The sequence below is a fragment of the Rhodococcus sp. NPDC056743 genome (assembly GCF_042790355.1).
Taxonomy (GTDB): Bacteria; Actinomycetota; Actinomycetes; order Mycobacteriales; family Mycobacteriaceae; genus Rhodococcus_F.
The window spans coordinates 397,396-421,035 of sequence record NZ_JBHTZI010000004.1 but is presented as its reverse complement, the minus strand read 5'-3'; the positions used below and the strand labels follow the sequence as shown (position 1 = coordinate 421,035).

Below are 23,640 nucleotides of genomic sequence, written 5' to 3'. Positions count from 1 at the left end.
GTCAGAGCAGTCCGGCGCGTTCGAGAATGACCTTGATCGCTGCAGCCTCGGACTCGTCGAGAGAGAGCATCGGTGCGCACATCGTGTTGCTCGAAATGACACCTCGCAGCGCCAAGGCGGTCTTGAAGGCGCCCAGACCGGCAGCACCGGCGCTGACCCGTCCCGGTGCCGGAGCCTCGACGATGGAGAAGAGGTCCGTGAGACGGTCCTGCTCGGTCTTGGCTGCGGCCCAGTCGCCGGCCTGCGCTGCGCGCCACAGGCGCACGTAGCCGTGGGGATCGACGTTGGCCAGGCCGGGAACTGCACCCGATGCACCCATGAGCAGGCAGCCGTCGACAACAACCTCGTGGCCGGTGAAGACCGCGAAGTTCTCGAGGTCGACAGACTGACGCAGCAGCATGCGGAAGCTGACGTCGTCGCCGCTCGAGTCCTTCACACCGGCGATGACACCTTCACGGCCGAGTTCGACCAGCATCGCGACGGGAAGTTTGCTGTGAACGCGGACCGGAACATCGTAGGCGAACAGCGGAAGATCCACTGCTGCATGGATGGAGCGGAAGTGCGTGGCAGTCTCTTCGGCGTTGGTGATCGCGTAGAACGGAGCTGTCGCGACGATGGCGTCGGCACCGGCGTCGCGCGCCTGCTCGGCAACGGCGATGACGCGGTTCGTGGTCATGTCGTTGACGCCGACCAGCACCGGCAACTGGCCGCCGACATGGCCGATGGCGGTCTGCACGACCTGGGCGCGCTGAGCGTCGGTGAGGTAGCCGACCTCGCCCGAGGAACCGAGGATGAACAGTCCGTCGACGCCGGCCTCGATCTGCATCGACAGGAGGCGCTCGAGCGACTTCGTGTCAACGTCACCGTCGATGGTCAGGGGTGTGACGATCGGGGGAACAATTCCGCTGAAGGTCGTGGTGTCGGTACTCATGGGGTCTCCGTACTTTGATTATCGGATTGAATTGCGGGGCAAAACTTTTACAGGGTGGTCAAGCTACGGAAACCGGCTGCCCGCATGCGGCGGACCGGTACGCGGCGTCGATCACACGCATCGACGCGCGGGCGTCTGCTACGGAGTAATCAGGTTCGATGCGCTTCGGAAGGCGATCGAGGAGGTGCGAGAGGAAGCTCGAAACCGCGTTGTCGGATCCGAAGCCCCCGATGGGTATCGCGGTGACATCGCCGGAGCCACCGAACTGCATGACAGCGGGTTTGTCGTCGTCCGAACTGGCGTAGCCGTGCGATCCGAGGACCCGAACCGTTGCGGTGTTTGCACCGAAACCCGGTGCTGCCGGGATTCTTCCGACTGTGACGGTTGCGGTCACACCGTGTGCAAGGGCCAGCGAAACGAGGGCGGTGTCTTCCACACCGAACTTCTCGTGTGCGCCGCCGTACAACGTGCTTGTCTCCGCGTAGACCTCGGAGACGTCGAGGCCGGTGAGGTACCGGAGGTAGTCGGCGGCGTATCCGAGGAAGTTCACGACTTCTCCCCCGCCGGACAGCGCTGGGTCGACAACCAACTCGGGCCGCTCCACGGAGGTCGCAAAATGTGTTCCGCTGGCCAGGAACTCGATATCCACGTGGCGCGGAAGCCCGAGGTTTCCCGCGTCGATCCAGCGGCGCAATCTCCGCAGTGCCGGTGAATGCGTGCGATTGACGACCGTGCAGATACGTCCGTTTGCCTCTGCTGCTTCCTGAACGGCGGCGGCTTCTGCCTCGTCGATTCCCACCGGCTTGTCCACGAGCACATCAAGTCCCGCGTTCAAGGCAGCAATGGCGAGCCGGGCGTGCCGAGTCGGTTCGCTGCAGATGACCGCCAGATCGATGCGGTCGGGATCGAGAAGCTCGCCGAGATCGTCGATCCACGGGATGTCGGCGGCAGCAGCCATCTTCATACCGTCGTCGCGGATCCAGTCCGGCACCGATGTTTCGTCGGCGACACCGACCAACTGCACGCGAGGGTCGGCTCGCAACAGGTCCGCGTACGAACCGGCATGCCTTACGCCGCTGATGAATCCGATACGGATCGAGCCGGTCATTGCTGCCCTCCGATTGCAACTGCGCGCCCGGTTTCGAGAGACTGTTGTGCGGCCACCGCGGTCGCCAGCGCCGCGCGCACCTGCCAGTTCTGCACCAGCGGTGTCACGGAACCGTCGAGAGTGCCGATCCAATGGCGCATCTGATGTGTCATGGCGTCTTCGATGGACGACGGTGGAGCGTTGGTGGTGTCGGACATGAGTCCCGGATCGTCGCCCGTATCGTGCGCGAGAGTGCCTCGCGTGCCGGAGACGACGATGCGTCGCACCATCTTTCCCGATTGTGGCAACGCGTACGCCAGTTCGATCAACGCCAGGGAACCGTCCTCGAATCGGACGGTCAGGTGGAAACTGTCGTGAACGGGCATGCCGGCGGCAAAGGTCGGGAAGCTGCGGGCGAACACCCGAATCGGCTTGCGGTCGATCAGCCAGGTCACCAGATCAAGTGCGTGAGTTCCGTTGTGAACGGGGTGGCCGCCGGATCGTTCCTTGTCGTGCTGCCACCCGCGCCAGCCACCCGGCCAGACGTGGCCGGTGTACCAACTCAGATGGATCAGGCGGGGATCACCGATAGCGCCCTGCGCAACGGAAGCGCCGATCGAGGTGATCGACGGCTGGAACCGTACGGTCTGACCGACCATCAACGACGTGCCGTTACCTTCGGTGGCTGCGACCATGGCGTCGAAGTCCGCGACGGTCAGTGCCGCAGGCTTCTCGACGTGAACATGCTTTCCCTCCAGGCCGGCTGCAATCGTCACCGGCGCATGATCGGGAGTTGCCCCGACGACGTTGACGGCCGTGATCGACGGATCGGCCAGAACTCGGTCCAGATCGGTGCTCGCCTGCGCTCCCGGTGCGAGAGCCGCAACCGAGGCGGCCCGGCCCAAGTCACTACCGACGACGTACGCGACCTCCACCGTTGGCAGACTGCCGAGCGAACGTACGTGGTCTCGTGCGATTCCGCCGCTGCCGATCACGGCAACGCGGACGGTCATCGCGCAACTCGAAGGTCTGCGGGCTCCGCCTGTCCAACTCGCACCTGCTGCGCCACAAGCAGAGCTCGATCGGTAGCCGCCGTGAGAGGCGATTCGTCACCGGAATCGAGAACCCTTGCGATCTCGTCGATTTCGTGACGGATCGCTGCCTGCATCCACACTGACGACGCCCCGCCGCCGGAGTTGTACTTCTGCGTCTTGGTCGCCGAGTCGACCAAGGACTGGTTCTCGTCCGTATCGTCGAAGATCGGCCAGGAATCGACAACCTGACCATCCGTGAACTTCTCCACCAGTCCGGTACGGAAATCTGCCCGCAGCGCGCCGTTCGATCCGCCAACCGTCAGATCCCACGACGATGTGTGCGAACGGGTCGAGATGGTGTGCGTGCCGACCGCGCCGCTCGAGAACTTCACAACCGTTGTACGGAAGCCATCGTCCGGTGTCGCGATGCTCGACACGGCGCTGACGTCGCCACCGAGCCAGCACAGTAGGTCGAGCTCGTGGATCTCGTGAGTGAGTTCGCCGCCGGTCTGACTCTTGTCGAGCTTCCACCACTGCGGGTCCGCTCCGGCGGTGTCGATCCACCGCGACCGCGACGTCTCGATGGCATTGACATCACCGATCTCTCCGGACCGCACCGATGCGGCCAGACGTCGAACACCCGGCATCATCCGCATGATGTGTCCGACCATGAGCGTCGAACCGTTGGACTCGGCGCACTCGATCATGCCGCGGGCGTCGGCGAGCTCGACTGCCAGTGGCTTCTCGACGAACACTGCCTTGCCGTGTGTCAATGCGGCTAGTGCCGGTTCTGCATGCGCGTGATTGGGAGTCGCGACTACAACAAGGTCGATCGTCGCGTCAGCCGCCACATCATCGTGATCGTTGGTGGGGGTCGCGCCGAATTCTCCGGCGGCTTCCGTTGCCCGTTCTAGATCTCGGTCGCAGAGCATCGTGAGTTCGAAACGTGGATGGGCAGCAAACTCGCGTGCGAGTGAACTACCGAAGAATCCGCAACCGACCACGCCGACTTTGTATCGGGTCATGAAGTCTCCAAAGATTGGATAAGGGATGTCCTATGTTATACGGCCAGTGTGATCGACCGTCAATTCGAGGTCGGTAACACAGTCTTCATCTATGCAGGTAGGGGCATCGAAAGGTTCACGAAACCCGCTGAAAAATGAATTTTCGGGCAACAAGTTCCAAAGAGTCTCTAGACGCTTTCTGATCCACAATGTAGGTTACGCAACATCGGACGTCGAACATAGGACATCCCCTATCCCACTCGAGATGTCCCGCTCCCCGCCTTGGAGGCCGCCTTGAAGAACCAACGACCGCTGAGCTCCGCCATTAGCCGCCGGGACCTTTTCCGGTACACCGGCCTCATCGGAGCCGCTGCAGGTATCACCGCAACCCTCGCAGCGTGCGGCGGCGGCCCGTCGTCTACCTCGGTCGTGGGCGGCTCCTCGTCCACGGGCGATCTCACCACCGCCATCGGATACGGAAACGACCAGAGCTTCGATCCGATGCAGACTGCGTCGGGCTTCCTGATGGCCGCGGTCAACCACGTGTACGAAGGCCTGCTCGAAAACGATCCGGCCACCGGCGAGACGTATGCCGCACTGGCGAAGACCGTTCCCACCGACGCCACCGCGTCGAGTTGGACCATGCAGATCCGCGACGGCGCCACCTGGCACGACGGCACCCCGGTCACCTCGGACGACGTGGTCTTCAGCTTCGAGCGCATTCTCGATCCCCAGCAGAACGTGCTGATCCGCTCCTTCTTCTCCTCCTGGTTGCAGTCCGTCACCAAGGTCGACGATCAGACCGTGACGCTCAACTTCAACTACCCGTTCAGCGCTGCTGCTCAACGCCTGTCCATTGCCAAGATCATGCCCAAGCATGTCTTCGACGGTCACTGGGACGAAGCCAAGTCCGGCACGCTCGTGGTGGGTTCCGGTCCGTACAAGGTCACCAGCCATACCCCCAAGAGCAACACGGCATTCGAGGCCTTCCCCGCGTACAACGGTCCGCGTCCGGCCAACTTCACGACCATGAACTGGCTGTCCATCGTCGACACGTCCTCGCGTATCGCGCGAGTGTCCGGCAACAACGCCGGCGCTCAGCTCGCCGACAACATTCCCGTCGCCAACGTCCCGACGCTGACGTCCGGCGGACGTACCGTCGAAGGCAATCCGGGCATGAACCTGATGTACCTGCTATTCGACACGACGCAGGCACCGTTCGACGATGTTCGCGTTCGTCAGGCGATGTTCTACGCGATCAACACTCCGAAGATGATCGAAATCGCCCTCGGCGGCAAGGCCGCACCGGCCACGAGCTACCTGTACGAACGCAACCCCGACTATGTCCGGTCGTCGACCGTGTACTCGTACGATCCGGACAAGGCCCGCTCACTGCTCGCTGCAGCCGGCGTCAGTGGTCTCGATCTGACGCTGCTCTCCACGAACGTCAGCTGGCTGGCGGACTGCTTGCCGACCATCAAAGAGTCCTGGGACGCAGTCGGATTCAAGACGACGCTCGAACCGCAGGACACCAGCGCAATGGTCAGCAAGCTCAACAGCGGCCAGAAGTTCCAGATCGCGGCCGGCACGTCCAACCCGCAGGCATTCGGATCCGACGTCGACCTGCTCGTCCGTTACACGTACAGCAAGGGCGGCCTGTGGACCAAGACCTACGCCAAGTGGGACGACACCCCGGAAGCACAGAAGATCTACGCCACGATGGACGAGGCAACCCGTGAGACGGACCCCGCCAAGCGAAGCACCCTCGTGCAGTCGTACCTGAACCAGATCGCGGAAAACGCTGTCTACTACCCGGTCCTGCATCAGGAACTGTTGACCGCCTGGGATCCGCAGAAGGTCGCCGACGTCACGCCCCTGCCGTACCCCGGCGTCAACCTGCTTCAGACAAAGCCCGCCTGACGTTGCGCGCGGCCATTCCTATCGACTGAGAGATCCCCCGATGGCAAGAGTCCTCCCCATGCTGATCAGGCGATTACTGATACTGATCCCCCTGATCCTCGGCATCATCGCGTTCGTTTTCATCGTGATGCAGTTCGCGCCCACCGATCCCGCGACTGCGGCGTTCAACGGTGGCAACCCGACGGCAGAACAGTTGCAGCAGTTCAAGGAAGAGAACGGACTGCTCGACCCTCTGCCGCTGCAGTACGTCCACTTCGTGACCGATCTTGTCAGTGGCAACATGGGCGACAGCCTGATTTCCGGTACCCCGGTACTGGATTCGATCTCCACGGCGCTGCCGCTCACGATCCAGCTCACGGTGCTCGGACTCGTGATCGCCATCGTGCTTTCGCTGATCTTCGGCGTCACCAGTGCACTCTTCCGTGACCGCTGGCCTGATCAGGTCATTCGCGTGATTTCACTCGGCGGCGTGGCCGCACCGTCATTCTGGTTGGCACTGTTGATGATTCAGTACCTGGCCGTCCAGCTCGGCTGGTTCCCCACCGGTGGCTACGTCAATCCGGCCGACTCCGTTACGGACTGGCTCTGGTACATGGCACTGCCGGCGTTGTCGCTGTCGCTCCCCGTCGCAGCCCAACTCACTCGCATCATCCGCACCTCCATGGTCGAGGAATTGGACAAGGACTACGTCCGTACGGCCATCGGAAGCGGCCTGCCCTACCCCGTGGTGATCGGGCGAAACGTGTTGCGTAACGCGCTGATCAACCCACTCACCGTTCTGGGTCTGCGCGTCGGTTATCTCCTGGGCGGCGCCGTGGTCATCGAGCAGATCTTCGGCCTTCCCGGCATGGGTCAGCTCATGATCAACGGCGTCACCAACGGTGACCCCGCGGTTGTCCAGGGTGTTGTCATCGTCATCGCAGTTGGCTTCGTTGTCGTCAACCTCGTGGTCGACATCCTCTACCTGCTTGTCAATCCACGACTTCGGAGCGCAGCATGATGAGAAGAAAACTCACCGAGAAGCTTTCGCGTCCCGGTATCACCTTTTCACGCTTTCCCCTCTCCGCCTGGCTGTCCATGGCAGTCCTCGCGATCATCGTTCTCGCGTGTCTGTTCGCGCCACTGGTCACGCAGTACAGCCCCCTCGAGCAGGCCGTCGGCACGGCCGGACCCAGCGCAGATCACTGGTTCGGTCAGGACAGTCTCGGACGAGATCTGTTCAGCCGCTTGCTGTACGGCGGGCGCTGGTCACTCGCCATCGGCCTCGGCTCTACATTCCTGGCCCTGTGCGTCGGTGCTCTCATCGGTTCGGTGGCGGCTACCAGCCGCAAAGCCGTCGACGAGACCATCATGCGTGTTCTCGACGTCGTGATGGCATTCCCGGGTATTGCACTCGCAGCGGTCCTCGTCGCTGCATTCGGCGGTTCGATCCCGACCCTGATCGTGACCATCGCCTTTCTCTACACCCCGATGGTTGCCCGTGTCGTTCGCGCCAACGTGCTCGCTCAGTACGGCGAGGACTACGTTGCAGCCGAAAAGGTCATCGGGGCAAGCACTTTCCACATCGTCGTCAAGCACGTCATCTCCAACTGCGCCGCACCGGTCCTCGTGTTCTGCACGGTCATGGTCGCCGATGCCATCGTGCTCGAAGCCAGCCTGTCATTCATCGGCGCCGGTGTGCGTCCGCCGGACCCGTCATGGGGATCGGTGATCGCCGACGGTAAGAACATGGTCCTGCTCGGTGGTTGGTGGGCAACGGTGTTCCCCGGTCTGCTGATTCTTCTGACGGTTCTCTCCCTCAACGTGCTTGCCGAGGGTCTCACCGACGCGATGGCCGATCCGAGCCTCAAGAAGACCAAGAAGACACCTCTCGAAGCAGCCCGCACCGCCGCCGCAGAAGAAACGTCCAACGAGCTCATTCTCGAAGCTGAAGCCGCAGCGGACGCCAAGTTGGCGGTCATCGACGACGACTTCGCCGACTCGAGTGTCATCGTCAGCAAGGCGCTGAAACCGGTCGCCGCGCCGACGCCACTCGAAACGCATCTGAAGATCCTCGCGGAAACCGAACGCACACGCACCGATCGTCTTGTGTACGAAGGTGACGCGGCCCCGCTGCTCGAGGTTCGCAATCTCACGATCCGGTTCCCGGAACGCTACGGCGACACCGCGATCGTCGACAACGTGAGCTTCACCGTCCGCCCGAACGAAACGATGGCTCTTGTCGGCGAATCGGGCTGTGGCAAGTCGTTGACGTCGCTGGCCATCATGGGCCTGCTACCCAAGACCGCAGTGGTGACCGGCGAGATCCTGTTCGACGGGGTCAACGTCCTCGAGCTGAACAACCGGGAACGAAACAAGCTTCGCGGACACGACATGGCCATGATCTACCAGGACGCACTCAGCTCCCTGAACCCGGCAATGTTGATTCGCGCCCAGTTCAAGCAGCTCACCAAACGAGGTGGAACGCGTACCGCCGAGGAACTGCTCGAACTTGTCGGACTCGACCCGGTTCGCACGCTTGCCAGCTACCCGCACGAGTTGTCCGGTGGTCAGCGCCAGCGTGTCCTCATCGCGATGTCCCTCACGCGTAGCCCGCGCCTGATCGTCGCCGACGAACCCACCACAGCTCTCGACGTCACCGTCCAGGCTCAGGTGGTGGATCTGCTCAACGATCTGCGCGAAAAGCTCGGCTTTGCCATGGTTTTCGTAAGCCACGATCTTGCGCTGGTTGCTTCACTCGCCCACAAGATCACGGTGATGTACGCCGGTCAGGTCGTCGAGTCAGCGCCTACCCGCGACCTGCTCGTCGATCCCCGCCACGAATACACCCAGGGCCTTCTCGGCGCAGTTCTCTCCATCGAGGACGAGGCGCCGAGGCTCCACCAGATCCAGGGAACCGTACCGTCGCCCGGCAGCTTCGCCACCGGTGACCGCTTTGCCGAACGTTCCCTGCGTCCGGATTCCGATCCCCACCGAAAGCCCGAAATGGTTCGGATCGACGGAACCGAGCACTGGTTCGCCAACCAGTCCGCGGCGCCGTTGTCCGCAGAATCGGAATTGGAAAGCGTGCGATGACCACAACTGAGACACCCATCCTGGAACTGAAGAACATTCACGTCGTCCACAAGACTCGTTCGGGATCGCTGTTCAAACCCGGAACCGTGCACGCCGTCAACGATGTCAGTATCGCCGTTCGACGAGGGGCGACGATCGGCATCGTGGGCGAGTCCGGTTGCGGTAAGTCGACGCTCGCGAAGGTCATGGTCGGGCTGCAGACGCCGACGTCGGGCGACGTTATCTTCCGTGGGCAGAGCGCGCTGACCCGATCGGCATCGGTGCGCAAGGAATTCGGACGCGCGATCTCCATCGTGTTCCAGGATCCGGCCACCGCGCTCAACGCGCGAATGACGGTGGCCGACATCCTCACCGATCCGCTCGACGTTCACGGGATCGGGAATCGTTCGACCCGCACCGCTCGGGTCCGCGAACTTGTCGGACTGGTCGGGCTTCCCCCGTCAGCGCTCGAGGTCCTCCCGAGTCAGATCTCGGGCGGACAGCGTCAGCGAGTGGCGATCGCTCGTGCGCTCGCACTCGAACCGGACGTGATCGTGGCCGACGAACCGACATCCGCGCTCGACGTGTCGGTGCGCGCGCAGATCCTCAATTTGCTCAGCGACATCAAGGCGCGACTCGGGCTCGGCATGGTCTTCATCTCGCACGATATCCAGACCGTCCGCTACGTCTCCGACAGCATTGTCGTCATGAATGCCGGCCGCATCGTCGAACAGGGAACAGCTCGCGAAGTGTTCGACAACCCGTCCGACGCCTATACCGCAAAACTGCTCGGCGCGGCACCGAGCCTGCTTCAACGCACCGTGGATGCGTGATAACCGATGGAGTCGGCAAGCGGACATAGGATGAAGGACGTTCAATTCGGAAAAGGGGAATCGATGTCTGTTCGGAATGGCACACCGCGTGCTCGTTTCAGCGCGCAAAACCGTATGCGTGCGCTTCAATCCGACATCATGAACTTGATCCTGGATCGTCGACTCTGCCCCGGTGATCCCATGCCGACGGAAGCCGAGCTGTCCGAAGAACTGGGAATCGGCAGGAACACACTGCGCGAGGCTCTCAAGGTTCTGCAGGCCTTGGGCGTCGTCGAAATCCGGCACGGTTTCGGAATGTTTGTCGCCCCGAGTAACTTCGACGCTCTGGCCGACGGTCTGACGTTCCGCGGCCGATTGTCCCTCCAGGGCACCGGCCACGAAGCGATGGAACTGGTCGATATCCGTCAGGCTCTCGAAACCGGTCTGATCGGTGCCGCAATGGCCGAAATGACCACCGCAGATCACGACGCTCTCGACGAACTCGTGACGGGAATGGAAGTCCGCGCAGCTGCCGGAAAGAACTTCTCCGATATCGATGCAACTTTCCACAGCCGGCTGTATTCACCGCTCGACAATCAGGTGCTTGCGCAATTGATGGATGTCTTCTGGCAGGTGTACAGCGAAATCCAGCAGGCAATCGGTCATTCGGATACACCGCTCGTCGATATAGCGTCGAAGCACCGCGCAATTCTCGACGCTATTCGTACCGGTGACGCCATCGAAGCTGCCCATAGTCTCGACGTACATTTCGGTGGCCTGCGGGAGCGGATCGGAAATCTGCATGCGGAGAGTTCGAACTAGCGCTGAGCGCCAGGCATTGATCTTGGACACGCGATCCCCCACGTCGGCAGATCTTGCGGCAAAATTGCAGGCATGAAGAATCCGAACCTGACGCCGTCGCGCATCCTCGCGTTGGTCGCCGCCGCTGCCCTGGTCATTTTCGTGATCGCCCGTCGTCGAGATGACGGCGGCGTACTCAGTCGCGGAGAATGGCTGGCCGACAGCGTCGGACCGGACGACCTGGCGGGCTGAAACAAGCAAAAGGCTCTCGACCACTGAGTGGTCGAGAGCCTTTTGCCCTGTCTGCTTATTTCGCGGCGTTCTATTTCACGGCGTTCTATTTCATGGAGTCCAGGCGCGCACGCGCATCCTCGAATCCGGAAACCAACTCCGCCATAACCTCGGAGACCGGACGGATCTCGTTCATCCGTCCTACGATCTGACCGACCGGCATTGCCACGACGTCAGGATTTTCCGACGCCGAAATACGTTGGTGCGCATCACTCACCAGAAGATTCTGCAGCGGCATCGGCAAAGCGTCCGGCGCACCGGGCTTCGACCAGGCTTCGGTCCACTTCGTCTTGAGCAGTCGGGCGGGCTTGCCCGAGTAGATCCGAGACCGAACGGTGTCCGCCGACGTCGCCTTCAGCAGCGCACGTTGAATGGCCGACGGGCCATCCCCCGACGCGCTACCCAGTTTGTATTCCGACGTGGTGAGCCAGTACGAACCCATCCACACACCGGATGCACCGAGCGCGAGGGCTGCGGCAACCTGCCGGCCGCTTCCGATTCCGCCGGCGGCCAACACGGCCGCACTGTCGCCGAGTGCGTCGACGATCTCGGGAACCAGCACCATGGAAGCAATCTCACCGGTATGCCCGCCGGCTTCGTAGCCCTGGGCGATCACGATGTCGACGCCGTTCTCCACATGACGACGGGCATGCTCGACCGCACCGGCCAACGCCGCAACCGGCACACCCTTTGCATGCGCCTGATCGATGACATCTTTCGGTGGTGAACCAAGAGCATTGGCGATCAAGGCAATTCGATGCCCGAGAGCTACATCGACGTGCGAGCGGGCCACGGAATGCAACCAGCCCAGGACACCAGTGGCGTGTTCGACGTCGTCGGACAACGGCGGCACACCGAGTTCGTCGAGCGTGCGGTCGACGAACGCGCGATGCTCGGCCGGGATCAGCTTGTCGAGATCGATCGCGCCGCCCTCGGTGGGAACCTTTGCGGGCATGACGATGTCGACGCCGTACGGCTTACCGTCGGTGTTCTCGTCCATCCAGGTCAGGGCCGCTTCGAGTTCTTCAGGATCGTTGAATCGCACACAACCCAGGACTCCGAGTCCACCGGCGCGAGAAATCGCAGCCGCTACGTGCTCCGACGGAGTGAATCCGAAGATCGGGTATTCGATGCCGAACTTGTCGGCAAGATCGGATCGCATCAGGCTTCCACACTCTCTGCACTGTTGGCCTCGGGAGCACCGTTTCCGTTGTGGTCGTCGGCTTCACGGGATTCCGTTTCGGCCTTCGCCCATCGGTAATCCGGCTTGCCTGCTGGGTTCCGCTTGACCTGGTCGACAAACCACACGCTGCGCGGAACCTTGTATCCGGCAATCTCTTTGCGTGCCGCCGTCGCGATGTCGAGCAGCGTCGGAGACGTGCCTTCGCGGACCTGAACCACTGCGGCAACTCGCTGCCCGAAACGCTCGTCGGGGATGCCGACCACCAGCACGTCGAAGATGTCCGGGTGCGCCTTCAACGCACCTTCGACCTCTTCCGGGTACACCTTCTCACCGCCGCTGTTGATGGACACCGAACCGCGTCCGAGCATCGTGACAGTACCGTCGGCTTCGACCTGCGCGTAGTCACCGGGGATCGAGTAGCGCACACCATTGATGGTGCGGAACGTCTCCGCCGTCTTGACCTCGTCCTTGTAGTAACCGAGCGGGATGTTGCCCTTGCGCGCAAGCATGCCGCGCTGGCCCGATCCCGGTTCGACCTCGTTGCCGTCGTCGTCGAGAACCGTTGTGGAGGCGTCGATCTTGACCGTCGGACCGCCGGTGTGCTTCTGCCCCTTGGAGAGAACTGCCAAGCCACCGAAACCGGTCTCCGACGCTCCGATGGAGTCCGTCAGCAAACGGTTGGGCAGCAGTTCCAGGAACTGCTCCTGAATGCTCGGCGAGAACAGCGCCGCACTGCTGGCCATGACGTACAGCGACGAAAGATCGTAAGGCTGGCCCGTTTTCGGGTTTCCGGCGATCAAGGCGTCGAGCATCGGCCTGGCCATCGCGTCGCCGGTGATGAAGATGAGGTTGACCTTGTGCTTGTCGATGTTCTGCCACACCTCGTGGGCGTCGAACTCGGGGTGCATCAAGCAGGTTCCGCCGCCGAAGAGGCTGTGGAACACTGCCGACTGCGAGCCGCCGTGGATCATCGGGGGAATCGGGTAGCGCACCATGCTCGGGTTGGCAGCACCGACCTTCGCCATCTCGTACTCGTCCTCGACCGCAACTCCGGTCACGAAGTTGATGCCACCGCCGAGCACACGCCACCAGTCCACGTGACGCCACATGACGCCCTTCGGGCTACCCGTCGTGCCGCCGGTGTAGAGCATGAAGATGTCGTCGTTGCTGCGATCCTCGAAATCGCGCTCGCCCGAACTCTGCGCGAGTGCCGCTTCGTACTCGATGCCGAACGACGAGTAGTCGGCATCTGTGCCGTCGTCGATGATGACAACCGACTTGACGAGGGGCGCGTTCGGGAGAACGTTCTTGATCTTGTCGGCATAACGGCGCTCAGCGACCAGCGCAACCATGTCCGAATTGTCGAAGATGTATTGCAACTCGTTCTCGACATAGCGGTAGTTGATGTTGACCATCACCGCCCGGATCTTGAAGATCGCGACCATAGCCTCGATCGCCTCGATGACATTGCGGCAGTAGATGCCGACTTTGTCACCCGGCTTCACGCCATGTTCGCGCAGGTAATGACCAAGCCGGTTGGCGCGGTCCTCGAGTTGCGCGTACGTCACCTCCCGATCATCGGAGACCAGTGCAACCCGGTCCGGAACGAGGTCGATCGAGTGCTCTACGAAGTCTGCGATGTTAAGGGCCACGCCCTTCAAAGTAGAACGTGTTACCTTTTCTGGCAAGACCCAATTTGAGAGCCAGCTCACAGACTCACCAGGAGCCATCAGTGTCCGCTACGACGACCGAGAAATCCGACACTTCGGAAACCGCACCGCACTGCCTCGTGGAGAAACGCGGTCACGTCCTGATCATCACCATGAACCGCCCCGAGCGGAAGAACGCCATCACCGGCGACATGATGGCGATCATGGTCGACGCGTGGGATCAGGTCGACAACGACCCAGACATCCGCGTCGCCGTCCTCACCGGAGCCGGCGGCGACTTCTGCGCCGGCGCCGACCTCAAGAACATGTCCGCCAAACCCCCGGGAGACGCCTTTGCCGGCGGCGGTGTCGACATGTCCAAAATCGAAGGTCTCCTCAAAGGCCGACGGCTCACCAAGCCCTTGATCGCAGCCGTCGAAGGCGCCGCCATCGCCGGCGGAACCGAAATCCTGCAAGGCACCGACATCCGCGTCGCCGGTGAAAGCGCCAAATTCGGAGTGTCCGAGGCCAAGTGGGGGCTCTTCCCACTCGGCGGTTCGGCAGTGCGCCTGGTCCGGCAGATTCCGTACACCATCGCCGCGGATATTCTGCTCACCGGACGCCACATCAAAGCGCCGGAAGCCAAGGAAATCGGGCTCATCGGCCACGTCGTCCCGGACGGTCAAGCCCTCGACAAGGCACTCGAACTTGCCGAACTGATCAGCGCCAACGGACCTCTCGCAGTCCAGGCGATCCTCAAGACGATCCGCGACACCGAGGGCATGCACGAGGAAGAAGCCTTCCGCATCGACGCGGAACTGGGCATGAAGGTCTTCATGAGCGCAGACGCCAAGGAAGGCCCCCGAGCCTTCGGCGAGAAGCGGGCGCCCAAGTTCAAGGGAGTCTGAGGCCCCACCCTCGTTCCCTGCCCAACTACTGCGCCGACCGGCCCCACTCGCCCCACCCTGCCCCGACCCCGCCCGCTCCCGCCGATCGCATGAACGTATCGCTCCCCCTGTCCAACAGGGGGAGCGATACGTTCACCCTCCGGGTCTGGCGCTGATGGACACCCTTGGGCGTGGCCGTGACGCCGCCAACGCATAATGCGCGCGCAGATCTGCGATCACGCGCTCAGGCTCAACGCGCAACGCGCGAGGCACCGTCGGCAGGACGATGATTCCCGCATTCTGCATCCTCGTCCGACGCTCAACTGTCGCACGATAATCATCGGGTGAAAGATGCCAGTCCAGTGAATCGATATCCCAGGCAAACGCGACAGAATCGATCCACCCGTCCGGCATAGCGATGAATCTCCCATTTGCGTCGCAGATTTCACGGTTGAAGACCATCTCGGGCAGCCCACTCCGTTTCCACAGCCTGCGAGCCTGCGCCTCGGGTACCGAGTGGACATTGGCGTCGACCTCACGCAGGACTTCGCGAGGCAACGCGCTTCCTCGGATGCTTCCAGCTTCGAGTTCCTTCGACAGGTCGCGAACTGAAACATCGCCACGCTGAACGACTTCTGCAATGACCGCACGAGCAGCATCCAGCGTCTTGCATCGCCGGGCAACGTCGAGTACCGAGCGAACCAATGGTGCGCAGTCGATTCCGTTACGGGTCGATGGGTCCGGCAATCTGACGGTGCGCTCGACGACGACAAAACCCGTCGACTGTACGCGACGGTGCATGGGCATCAACAACTGAACGTCCCCCGAATGCGCGCGGTACCCATATTGAGTCATTGCCGCCCGTCCCGTGACCATCGACCCGCGACCACAGAACATGAGTGCTGCAATGGTGCGTTGGCGCGGACTCGGATAGCCGTTGCTCAGCATCACGATCCCGGGCAACAATCGCTGCCACGCACCTCCCGGTTTGCATCGCCCCGCGATTGCAGTATCTGAAACTCCCAACCGCGTCAGTTCTGCCACCCGAATCACTCCGTCGGCGCTCGCTGCGTACAACAACCTCGGATCGTCGCCCCACTCTCCTCTTCGCATGGAAAACAGCATGGGTCATCGCGGAAAGTGAACTGTCTCAAAATTCGGGGTTATTCACAGGGCTGTGGATAACATTTCGGCGCGTGAACGTATCGCTCCCCCTGTCTGACAAGGGCAGCGATACGTTCACGCGGTCGAAGGGGCTCCGAAAAGCCGAAAGGTACGTTCGCTCAAAAAGGGGTCAGCCCCGCACCGCCGCCGCCAATTCCCGCACATGATCGGCGTCGCGGCAGGTCACCAACAGCATCGTGACGCCGGCCTCTTCCCAGCGCTTCACGCCGGCCCGAACTTCGTCGAGGTTGCCGATGATCATGGTCTCGGTGACCATCTCGTCGGGGACGACGGCCGCAGCTTCTTCCTTGCGGCCCGACATGAAGAGACGGCCGATCTCGTCGACCTCCTTCTCGTAGCCCATGCGCTTGTAGACCTGGGCGTGAAAGTTCAACTCCGGTGCGCCCATTCCGCCGACGTAGAGGGCTGTCGTCGGTTTGAGCTTCGCGATAGCTGCAGCGCGATCGTCCGTGACGATGACCTGACAGGTGGCGGCTACCTCGAAGTCTTCACGGCTGCGACGCGCTCCGGTGCGCGCGAATCCTTCGTCGAGCCATTTGTTGTACATCGGTGCGAGCCGCGGGGTGTAGTAGATCGCTAACCACCCGTCGGCGATTTCTCCGGCGAGGGCAACATTTTTGGGTCCTTCGGCGCCGAGCCAGATCGGAATGTCGGCGCGAAGCGGATGTGTAATCGCCTTGAGCGGCTTGCCAAGCCCTGAATTTCCGGGCCCGTCGTACGGCAGCGGGTAGTGCGGTCCGGGGCTGGTGACCGGTTTTTCGCGAGCGAGGACCTGGCGGATGATGTCCACGTATTCGCGGGTCCGTGCGAGCGGCTTTTCGAACGGTTGCCCGTACCACCCTTCGACAACCTGCGGTCCGGATACGCCGAGTCCCAGGATGGTCCGACCGCCACTGAGGTGATCGAGCGTAAGTGCGTGCATGGCGCAACTGGTGGGCGTTCGTGCAGAAATCTGGACGACGGACGTGCCCAGCCGAATGTTCTCGGTCCGCGATCCCCACCACGCGAGTGGTGTGAAAGCGTCGGACCCCCAGGACTCCGCTGCGAAAACCGAATCGAAGCCCGCGTTCTCGGCTGCCTCGATCAGTTCCGGAGCATTCGTGGGGGGTTGTGCGCCCCAGTATCCGAGTTGCAACCCAAGCTTCATCTCGCGCCTCCACGTCTCCGGTGATCAGAAGTGACCCTTGCCACAATCTCTAGAACCTGTTCTACTCGATCTTGTGACCATCGGAAAGAGCGGGGTGGCCGAAAAGCCGCTGAGCGCACCATTGAATCTCCATTTCGACTACACCAGATCGACGGGGCCGACCATCGGCGCGTTCGTGACGGCCCTGCGTGATCGCAAGGTGATCGGCGCGCGCGGGTCGAACGGACGTGTCTTCGTGCCGCCGCCCGAATTCGATCCGGATACCGCCGAACCACTCACTGACTTCGTCGGAGTGTCCGACGGCGGTACCGTCGTGAGTTGGTCGTGGATGCCGGAACCGATCGACGGCCAACCCCTCACGAAGCCATTCGCATGGGCCCTCATCAGGCTCGACGGCGCAGACACCGCGATGCTTCACGCGGTCGACGTCGAGTCCCCCGACGACATCAGCACCGGCATGCGTGTGCGTGCTCGATGGGCGTCGGAGCGAGTCGGCCAGATCAAGGACATCGAGTGCTTCGAACCTGGTGAGAGCGAAAATGGCATCGCGACAATCGATTCGAGCGCCGATCCGGTCACCATGATTACGACGCCCGTCGACCTGCACTTTTTGCATTCCGCTTCGGCCGAGGAAAGTTTCTATCTCCGCGGGCTCGCGGAGGGCAAGCTCATCGGTGGTCGCAGCGGACCGGGAGACAAGGTCTACATCCCGCCGCGCGGCGCCAACCCCACCAACGGGAAGCCGACGAACGAGCAGATCGAACTGCCGGACAAGGGAACCGTCACCACTTTCTGCATCGTCAACGTCCCGTTCCTCGGCCAACGGATCAAGCCCCCCTATGTCGCCGCCTACGTACTGCTCGACGGTGCGGATATTCCGTTCCTGCACCTGATCTTGGAGTGCGACGCAGCCGATGTCCGGATGGGCATGCGCGTCGAGGCCAAGTGGAAACCACGCGAGGAGTGGGGTTACACGCTCGAGAACATCGAGTACTTCAGGCCGAGCGGTGAACCCGACGCCGAGTACTCCACCTTCCAACACCACCTGTGAGGGCTTCCGACATGACTTCTGCAGACATCGCGGTGGTGGGCTTTGCACAAGCCCCACACGTACGCGAGACCCACGGCACCACCAACGGCGTCGAGATGCTGGTCCCGTGCTTCCAGCAGCTCTACCAGGACCTGGGAATCACCAAGTCCGATATCGAATTCTGGTGCTCGGGTTCCTCCGATTACCTTGCCGGGCGCGCGTTTTCCTTCATCTCGGCAATCGACTCGATCGGCGCCGTTCCACCCATCAACGAGTCTCACGTCGAAATGGACGCAGCCTGGGCGTTCTACGAAGCGTGGATCAAAATCTTGACCGGTGAGGTCGAGACCGCACTGGTGTACGGCTTCGGTAAGTCTTCCGCCGGGCACCTGCGCAAGATTCTTTCCATGCAACTCGATCCATACCTCGTGACGCCGTTGTGGCCCGACTCGGTATCGATCGCCGGCCTTCAAGCCCGACTCGGACTCGACGCCGGCAAGTGGACCCACGAAGACATGGCCGAAGTAGCCGCCCGCAGCCGCCGTCACGCGATGAACAATCCGAACGCGCAGCTCGCCGGCGAGGTCGACATCGAGGCACTGCTGGCCAGTCCGTTCCTCGCAGATCCATTGCGTGCCCATGATTGTGCACCCATCACCGATGGCGCCGCAGCCATCGTGCTGGCATCCGGAAACCGGGCTCGCGACCTGTGTGAACGTCCGGCATGGATCTCCGGCCTCGAACACCGCATCGACTCACCCGACCTGGGGGCGCGTGATCTCACGACATCACCGTCGACGGCATCCGCCGCGAGGGCTGCGACGGGCGGTGATGTCAGCAACATCGACATTGCCGAACTCCACGCACCGTTCAGCCATCAGGAGCTGATCCTCAAGGAGGCAATCGGTCTCACGGATGCCACCACGATCAACCCGTCTGGTGGCCCGCTCAGTGGCAACCCGATGTTTTCGGGTGGTCTCGAACGTATCGGTTACGCAGCACAGGCAATTTGGGGAGGCCAGGCGAATCGCGCACTGGCCCATGCAACCAGCGGCCCAGTGCTGCAACAGAACCTGGTAGCAGTCTTGGAGGGACGGAACTGATGGCCGGAACGCCACAACTCGCGGCCGTGCTCGGCACCGGCCAGACTCACTACGTCGCAAAGCGTCACGACGTGTCGATGGCCGGATTGGTCCGCGAAGCGATCGACGCCGCGATGCTCGACGCACAGGTCGGCTGGGACGACATCGACGCAGTCGTGATCGGCAAGGCCCCCGACCTGTTCGAGGGATCGATGATGCCGGAGCTGGCCATGTCGGATGCTCTCGGTGCCAACGGGAAACCGTTGCTTCGCGTCCACACCGCCGGGTCCGTCGGTGGTTCGACAGCGATCGTGGCATCGACCCTCGTCAAATCCGGCGTTCACAAGCGGGTTTTGACGGTTTCCTGGGAGAAGCAGTCCGAGTCGAATGCGATGTGGGCACTGTCCACGCCGGTCCCCTTCAACATGCCGGTGGGTGCCGGCGCCGGCGGCTACTTTGCGCCGCACGTCCGTTCGTACATCCGACGCTCGGGTGCGCCCTCGCACATCGGTGCCATCGTTGCCGCAAAAGATCGCCTGAACGGCAGCATCAACCCCTATGCGCACCTCAAGCAACCTGATATCACGGTCGAATCCGTTCAAGCGTCACAGATGCTGTGGGATCCCATCCGCTACGACGAGACATGCCCGTCCTCCGACGGCGCCTGCGCGCTGGTGATCGGCAACGAAGAGGCTGCCGCCGAGATCGAGGCCCAGGGCCGGACCGTCGCGTGGATTCATGCAACGGCGATGCGCACCGAACCGACGACCTACGCGGGTCGCGACCAGGTCAACCCGCAGGCCGGACGCGATGCTGCGGCAGCCCTGTGGAAGGCAGCCGGAATCACGGATCCGCTCAACGAGATCGACTGCGCCGAAATTTACGTGCCGTTCTCCTGGTTCGAACCGATGTGGCTCGAGAACCTCGGATTTGCCGAGGAAGGGCAGGGATGGAAGCTCACCGAAGCCGGCGAAACAGCCATCGGCGGCAAGCTTCCCGTCAACGCGTCGGGTGGCGTTCTCTCGTCCAACCCGATCGGTGCGTCCGGCATGATCCGGTTTGCCGAATCTGCGATGCAGGTGATGCACCGCGCCGGCGATCACCAAGTAGCCGGTGCACGTAAGGCTCTGGGTCACGCGTACGGCGGTGGCTCACAGTACTTCTCGATGTGGGTCGTCGGCTCCGAACGCCCCACCACGTAAGCACGCCAACCGTCGATCAGGGAGAAGTCGAAGATGAAGTACACCGTCGGGGTTGCGATGAACCCTTTGGATCAGCTGCCCGGCATCGCCAAAACCGCTGAAGAGTGCGGATTTACGTCCATTGCGTTGCCGGATTCACTGTTCTTCATGGAAACCCAGACGGCGGACTACCCGTACACGCCGGACGGGTCTCGGATGTGGACTGCCGAGACCCCCTGGGTCGATCCGCTGATCGCCGCGGCGGCGATGGGCGCTGTCACCGAGAAAATCGAGTTTTACACGCAGGTATTGAAGCTGGGTAGCCGCAATCCGGTGCTCCTCGCCCGCCAGGTCGGGTCGGTCGCCGCGTTGACGAACAACCGTTTCGGATTCGGCGTCGGAATCGGCTGGGCTCCGGAAGAATTCGAGTGGTGTGGGGCTCCATACCAGCGTCGCGGCGCCCGAGTGGACGAGATGATCGACGTCATCAAGCTGATCCTCGGCGGCGGTATGGTCGAGTACCACGGCGAGTTTTTCGATTTCGATCGTCTGCAGATGAGTCCGACTCCCACCAAACCGGTTCCGTTCTACGTCGGTGGCCACACCGAGGTTGCTCTCAAGCGTGCGGCACGCGTCGGCGACGGCTGGACGTCGGCGATGATCAAGTTCGACGATCTGGTCGGCGTCATCGCCAGACTGCGTGAACTGCGCGCCGAGTACGGCAAGGAGAACGAACCGTACGAGATCCAGACTGTGTGCGTCGACCGGTTCGGAAAAGACGGCTACGCCGAACTCGAGGACGCCGGCGTCACCGACATCATCACGGTTCCTTGGGTTTTCGACGGTATCGGGTTCGACGCACCGCTCGAGGCAAAGCAGGATTCCATGCGCAGGTTCGCCGAGAAATACATCCAGTGAGGGAAAATCGATGACCACCGAACATCCCGCCCGCGTAGCGGGCAATGCATCGCGGACAGCAGCAAGTGGAAAGAACAAGGAAGCCTGGCTGGATCTCTTTGCCGAGGACGGCTGGGTCGAAGATCCCGTCGGTCCTTCGGGCTTCGATCCCGAGGGCAAAGGCCATCATGGCCGCGAAGCCATTTCCAAGTTCTACGATATGACGATCGCAAACACGGACAAACTCGAGTTCCTCATCGACGATTCCTTGGTGTGTGGCAACGAGAACGTCAACATCGGCAAGATACGGACGACCATCGCCGGCTCCGTCATCGACGCCGAAGGCGTGTTCGTCTACCACGTCAACGACGAGGGAAAAATCCAGTCGCTGCGCGCATTCTGGGAAGTGGAGCGCGCTATGAAAACAGCTCGCAAGGCCTGATCGTACAAACGAACAAGCGAGGGCTCCGGTCACACGACCGGAGCCCTCGCTGTTGCGCCGGATTCACGAAAATGGTTTCCTGGTCTTTATCGTCGCGTGTCGATGGCGGACTGCGCCAGGCATGGAGGCGTCGTACACCAAGGGTTTGTCAATGACCATTTCGTTCAATCACACCATCATCGCGGCACACGACAGACAAGAGTCCGCGTGGTTCTTCACCCACATTTTCGGTCTTCCCGATCCCACCCCGGCCGGGCATTTCCTCTCCGTCGAACTCGAACACGGAGCGATGCTGGACTACGCGCAGGTCGAGCAAGACGCTGAGATTTCACCGCAGCACTACGCATTCCTGGTCTCCGAGAGTGACTTCGACGGAATCTACCAGCGAATACTCGATCTGAGACTCGAGCATTGGGCTGATCCGCGCAAATTGAGCACCGGCTTCAACACCAATGACGGTGGGCGCGGTGTCTACTTCCTCGACCCGTCAGGACACTTCCTCGAAGCGATCACCAAACCATACGGCGGCTAGCTCTCGCGAACTACAAACGGCGGCGCCTGCGGGAGATGAGGGATCCCACAGACGCCGCCGCAGTTCCAAGTAGCCAGCTAGTGGCTCCTCAGAACGTCAACTGTAGTTCTGTGCAGTCGAAAGCGCAGTGCCAACCTTCGATTCCATACACATACCTACTTGGCACATACCTACTTGCCGGTTACCAGCTAAGTATAGGGCTGGTTCAGTGTTTGACCGGACAGCCACCGGTCTTGTAATCAACCTGAAACTCTTTGATGCCGTTGAGCCAGCCTGAACGCAGACGACGAGGATCTCCGAGCCGGGTGATATCCGGGAGATGATCGGCGATCGCGTTGAAGATCAGGTCGATTTCGAGGCGAGCCAGATTCGCTCCGACGCAGTAGTGCGCACCCGTGCCGCCGAATCCGAGATGCGGGTTGGGGTCGCGCGTGATGTCGAACTTGGTGGGGTTCTCGAAGACCTCTTCATCGAAGTTGGCCGACGCGTACATCATCACGACGCGATCGCCCTTCTTGATCTTCTGCCCACCGAGCTCGGTGTCCTCGAGAGCGGTGCGCTGAAAGGACGTCACCGGGGTGGCCCACCGAACGATTTCGTCGGCAGCGGTCTTGGGACGTTCCTTCTTGTACAGCTCCCACTGGTCGGGATTGTCCAGGAACGCCACCATGCCATGTGTGATCGCATTGCGAGTGGTCTCGTTTCCCGCGACCGCAAGAAGGATCACGAAAAAGCCGAATTCCTCAGGGGAGAGCTCATTTCCGTCGATGTCAGCTTCGATGAGCTTGGTGACGATGTCATCGGCGGGACACTTCTTGCGCTGATCCGCCATCTGGTACGCGTACCCGAGGATCTCCATCGACGCAGCCTGCGGGTCGATGTCGAATTCCGGGTCGTCGTACGACGTCATCTGGTTGGACCAGTCGAAGAGCTTCATACGATCTTCCTGCGGCACACCGAGAAGCTCGGCAATCGCCTGCAGCGGAAGTTCCGACGCCACCTGCGTGACGAAGTCTCCGGCACCGCTCTCGGCGGCGGTCTTCACGATCTGCGCGGCCCGCTCGGTCAGTTCGTCGCGCAGGCTGTTGATAGCTCGCGGTGTGAACCCACGCGAAATCAGCTTACGAAGTTTGGTGTGCTCGGGAGCGTCCTTGTTGATGAGGATGAACCGCTGCATTTCGACGTTCTCACGCGGGATGTCGTCGGCGAAACGCGGGATCGCAGTGTTCTCGTGGGTCGAGAAGATGTCGCTACGCTGCGAGACTTCCTTGACCTCTTCATGTCGAGTGACCACCCAGTAGCCCTCGTCCTGGAACCCGCCGATCTCCGGCGGCTGCGGATTCCACCACACGGGAGCAGTCTTACGCAGCTGGGCAAATTCCTCGAAAGGCATCCGCTCTGCGTAGATGTCGGGGTCCGTGAAGTCGATCCCCTGGGGGATTGCGGGCTGTGCCACTGATGTCTCCTGCCATGAGCCTTTTCACCACCGCG

General features: G+C 61.9%; 22 protein-coding genes. 13 read left to right on the top strand and 9 right to left on the bottom strand.

Going from position 1 to position 23,640, the window contains the following annotated elements; genetic code table 11:
* Position 1 precedes the first annotated feature (1 nt).
* Genes ACFRFQ_RS11960 through ACFRFQ_RS11945 form a run of 4 tightly spaced genes read right to left on the bottom strand, consistent with a single transcriptional unit; the run spans position 2 to position 4,077 of the window.
* On the bottom strand, positions 2-931 hold the full coding sequence (locus ACFRFQ_RS11960) for a dihydrodipicolinate synthase family protein (RefSeq protein WP_138871962.1): 930 nt from the start codon (positions 929-931) through the stop codon (positions 2-4).
* Positions 932-989: 58 nt separating this feature from the next.
* Positions 990-2,039, bottom strand: coding sequence for a Gfo/Idh/MocA family protein (locus tag ACFRFQ_RS11955; RefSeq protein WP_378657240.1), 1,050 nt, complete (start codon positions 2,037-2,039; stop codon positions 990-992).
* Positions 2,036-3,031 (bottom strand): Gfo/Idh/MocA family protein, encoded by a 996-nt coding sequence (locus ACFRFQ_RS11950; RefSeq protein WP_378657237.1) that lies wholly within the window; start codon positions 3,029-3,031, stop codon positions 2,036-2,038. Before ACFRFQ_RS11950 ends, ACFRFQ_RS11955 begins: the two co-directional genes overlap by 4 nt.
* Positions 3,028-4,077 carry a Gfo/Idh/MocA family protein gene (locus ACFRFQ_RS11945; protein ID WP_378657234.1) on the bottom strand — a complete coding sequence of 350 codons (1,050 nt, stop codon included), beginning with the start codon at positions 4,075-4,077 and terminating at the stop codon, positions 3,028-3,030. The genes ACFRFQ_RS11950 and ACFRFQ_RS11945 overlap by 4 nt, the downstream gene beginning before the upstream one ends.
* Positions 4,078-4,350: 273 nt before the next feature.
* Between ACFRFQ_RS11945 and ACFRFQ_RS11940 the strand changes: the two genes are divergently transcribed.
* From ACFRFQ_RS11940 to ACFRFQ_RS11915, 6 genes are all read left to right on the top strand, one after another.
* Positions 4,351-5,976, top strand: a complete 1,626-nt coding sequence (locus ACFRFQ_RS11940) for an ABC transporter substrate-binding protein (protein WP_378657231.1) — start codon at positions 4,351-4,353, stop codon at positions 5,974-5,976.
* Positions 5,977-6,016: 40 nt separating this feature from the next.
* A complete protein-coding gene (locus ACFRFQ_RS11935) occupies positions 6,017-6,976 on the top strand; it encodes an ABC transporter permease (protein WP_378657229.1) in 960 nt (319 codons plus the stop codon).
* Positions 6,976-9,051: a dipeptide/oligopeptide/nickel ABC transporter permease/ATP-binding protein gene (locus ACFRFQ_RS11930; RefSeq protein ID WP_378657443.1), complete on the top strand. Its 2,076-nt coding sequence runs from the start codon at positions 6,976-6,978 to the stop codon at positions 9,049-9,051. The genes ACFRFQ_RS11935 and ACFRFQ_RS11930 overlap by 1 nt, the downstream gene beginning before the upstream one ends.
* Positions 9,048-9,863 (top strand): ABC transporter ATP-binding protein, encoded by an 816-nt coding sequence (locus tag ACFRFQ_RS11925; protein WP_378657226.1) that lies wholly within the window; start codon positions 9,048-9,050, stop codon positions 9,861-9,863. The genes ACFRFQ_RS11930 and ACFRFQ_RS11925 overlap by 4 nt, the downstream gene beginning before the upstream one ends.
* A gap of 63 nt (positions 9,864-9,926) precedes the next feature.
* The gene (locus tag ACFRFQ_RS11920; protein ID WP_378657224.1) at positions 9,927-10,664 is read left to right on the top strand and encodes a FadR/GntR family transcriptional regulator; all 738 of its coding nucleotides are present in this window, start codon (positions 9,927-9,929) and stop codon (positions 10,662-10,664) included.
* Between the two features lie 72 nt (positions 10,665-10,736).
* Positions 10,737-10,895, top strand: coding sequence for a hypothetical protein (locus ACFRFQ_RS11915; protein WP_185993124.1), 159 nt, complete (start codon positions 10,737-10,739; stop codon positions 10,893-10,895).
* Positions 10,896-10,980: 85 nt separating this feature from the next.
* Here ACFRFQ_RS11915 and ACFRFQ_RS11910 read toward each other — a convergent pair whose 3' ends face one another.
* Together ACFRFQ_RS11910 and ACFRFQ_RS11905 are read right to left on the bottom strand one after the other, a co-directional pair.
* Positions 10,981-12,096, bottom strand: a complete 1,116-nt coding sequence (locus ACFRFQ_RS11910; RefSeq protein WP_378657221.1) for an NAD(P)H-dependent flavin oxidoreductase — start codon at positions 12,094-12,096, stop codon at positions 10,981-10,983.
* Positions 12,096-13,769 carry an acyl-CoA synthetase gene (locus ACFRFQ_RS11905; RefSeq protein ID WP_378657219.1) on the bottom strand — a complete coding sequence of 558 codons (1,674 nt, stop codon included), beginning with the start codon at positions 13,767-13,769 and terminating at the stop codon, positions 12,096-12,098. Before ACFRFQ_RS11905 ends, ACFRFQ_RS11910 begins: the two co-directional genes overlap by 1 nt.
* A gap of 80 nt (positions 13,770-13,849) precedes the next feature.
* On the opposite strand from ACFRFQ_RS11905, the gene ACFRFQ_RS11900 reads away from it, so the two are divergent.
* Complete coding sequence (locus tag ACFRFQ_RS11900; RefSeq protein WP_138871951.1) at positions 13,850-14,674, top strand: crotonase/enoyl-CoA hydratase family protein; 825 nt, start codon at positions 13,850-13,852, stop codon at positions 14,672-14,674.
* Positions 14,675-14,806: 132 nt separating this feature from the next.
* Here ACFRFQ_RS11900 and ACFRFQ_RS11895 read toward each other — a convergent pair whose 3' ends face one another.
* A complete protein-coding gene (locus tag ACFRFQ_RS11895; RefSeq protein WP_378657216.1) occupies positions 14,807-15,766 on the bottom strand; it encodes a hypothetical protein in 960 nt (319 codons plus the stop codon).
* Between the two features lie 181 nt (positions 15,767-15,947).
* Positions 15,948-16,985, bottom strand: a complete 1,038-nt coding sequence (locus ACFRFQ_RS11890) for an LLM class F420-dependent oxidoreductase (RefSeq protein ID WP_378657213.1) — start codon at positions 16,983-16,985, stop codon at positions 15,948-15,950.
* A 73-nt stretch (positions 16,986-17,058) separates the two neighbouring features.
* Between ACFRFQ_RS11890 and ACFRFQ_RS11885 the strand changes: the two genes are divergently transcribed.
* From ACFRFQ_RS11885 to ACFRFQ_RS11860, 6 genes are all read left to right on the top strand, one after another.
* On the top strand, positions 17,059-18,036 hold the full coding sequence (locus tag ACFRFQ_RS11885; protein ID WP_378657210.1) for a Zn-ribbon domain-containing OB-fold protein: 978 nt from the start codon (positions 17,059-17,061) through the stop codon (positions 18,034-18,036).
* Between the two features lie 11 nt (positions 18,037-18,047).
* Positions 18,048-19,118 (top strand): thiolase domain-containing protein, encoded by a 1,071-nt coding sequence (locus ACFRFQ_RS11880; RefSeq protein ID WP_378657207.1) that lies wholly within the window; start codon positions 18,048-18,050, stop codon positions 19,116-19,118.
* The gene (locus ACFRFQ_RS11875; RefSeq protein WP_378657204.1) at positions 19,118-20,299 is read left to right on the top strand and encodes a thiolase domain-containing protein; all 1,182 of its coding nucleotides are present in this window, start codon (positions 19,118-19,120) and stop codon (positions 20,297-20,299) included. Before ACFRFQ_RS11880 ends, ACFRFQ_RS11875 begins: the two co-directional genes overlap by 1 nt.
* Positions 20,300-20,332: 33 nt before the next feature.
* On the top strand, positions 20,333-21,196 hold the full coding sequence (locus tag ACFRFQ_RS11870) for a TIGR03619 family F420-dependent LLM class oxidoreductase (protein ID WP_138871946.1): 864 nt from the start codon (positions 20,333-20,335) through the stop codon (positions 21,194-21,196).
* A 10-nt stretch (positions 21,197-21,206) separates the two neighbouring features.
* Positions 21,207-21,617, top strand: a complete 411-nt coding sequence (locus tag ACFRFQ_RS11865) for a nuclear transport factor 2 family protein (protein WP_378657201.1) — start codon at positions 21,207-21,209, stop codon at positions 21,615-21,617.
* Positions 21,618-21,768: 151 nt separating this feature from the next.
* Positions 21,769-22,149, top strand: coding sequence for a VOC family protein (locus ACFRFQ_RS11860; protein ID WP_378657199.1), 381 nt, complete (start codon positions 21,769-21,771; stop codon positions 22,147-22,149).
* A 205-nt stretch (positions 22,150-22,354) separates the two neighbouring features.
* Here ACFRFQ_RS11860 and ACFRFQ_RS11855 read toward each other — a convergent pair whose 3' ends face one another.
* Positions 22,355-23,605, bottom strand: a complete 1,251-nt coding sequence (locus tag ACFRFQ_RS11855; RefSeq protein WP_378657196.1) for a cytochrome P450 — start codon at positions 23,603-23,605, stop codon at positions 22,355-22,357.
* Between the last annotated feature and the right edge of the window lie 35 nt (positions 23,606-23,640).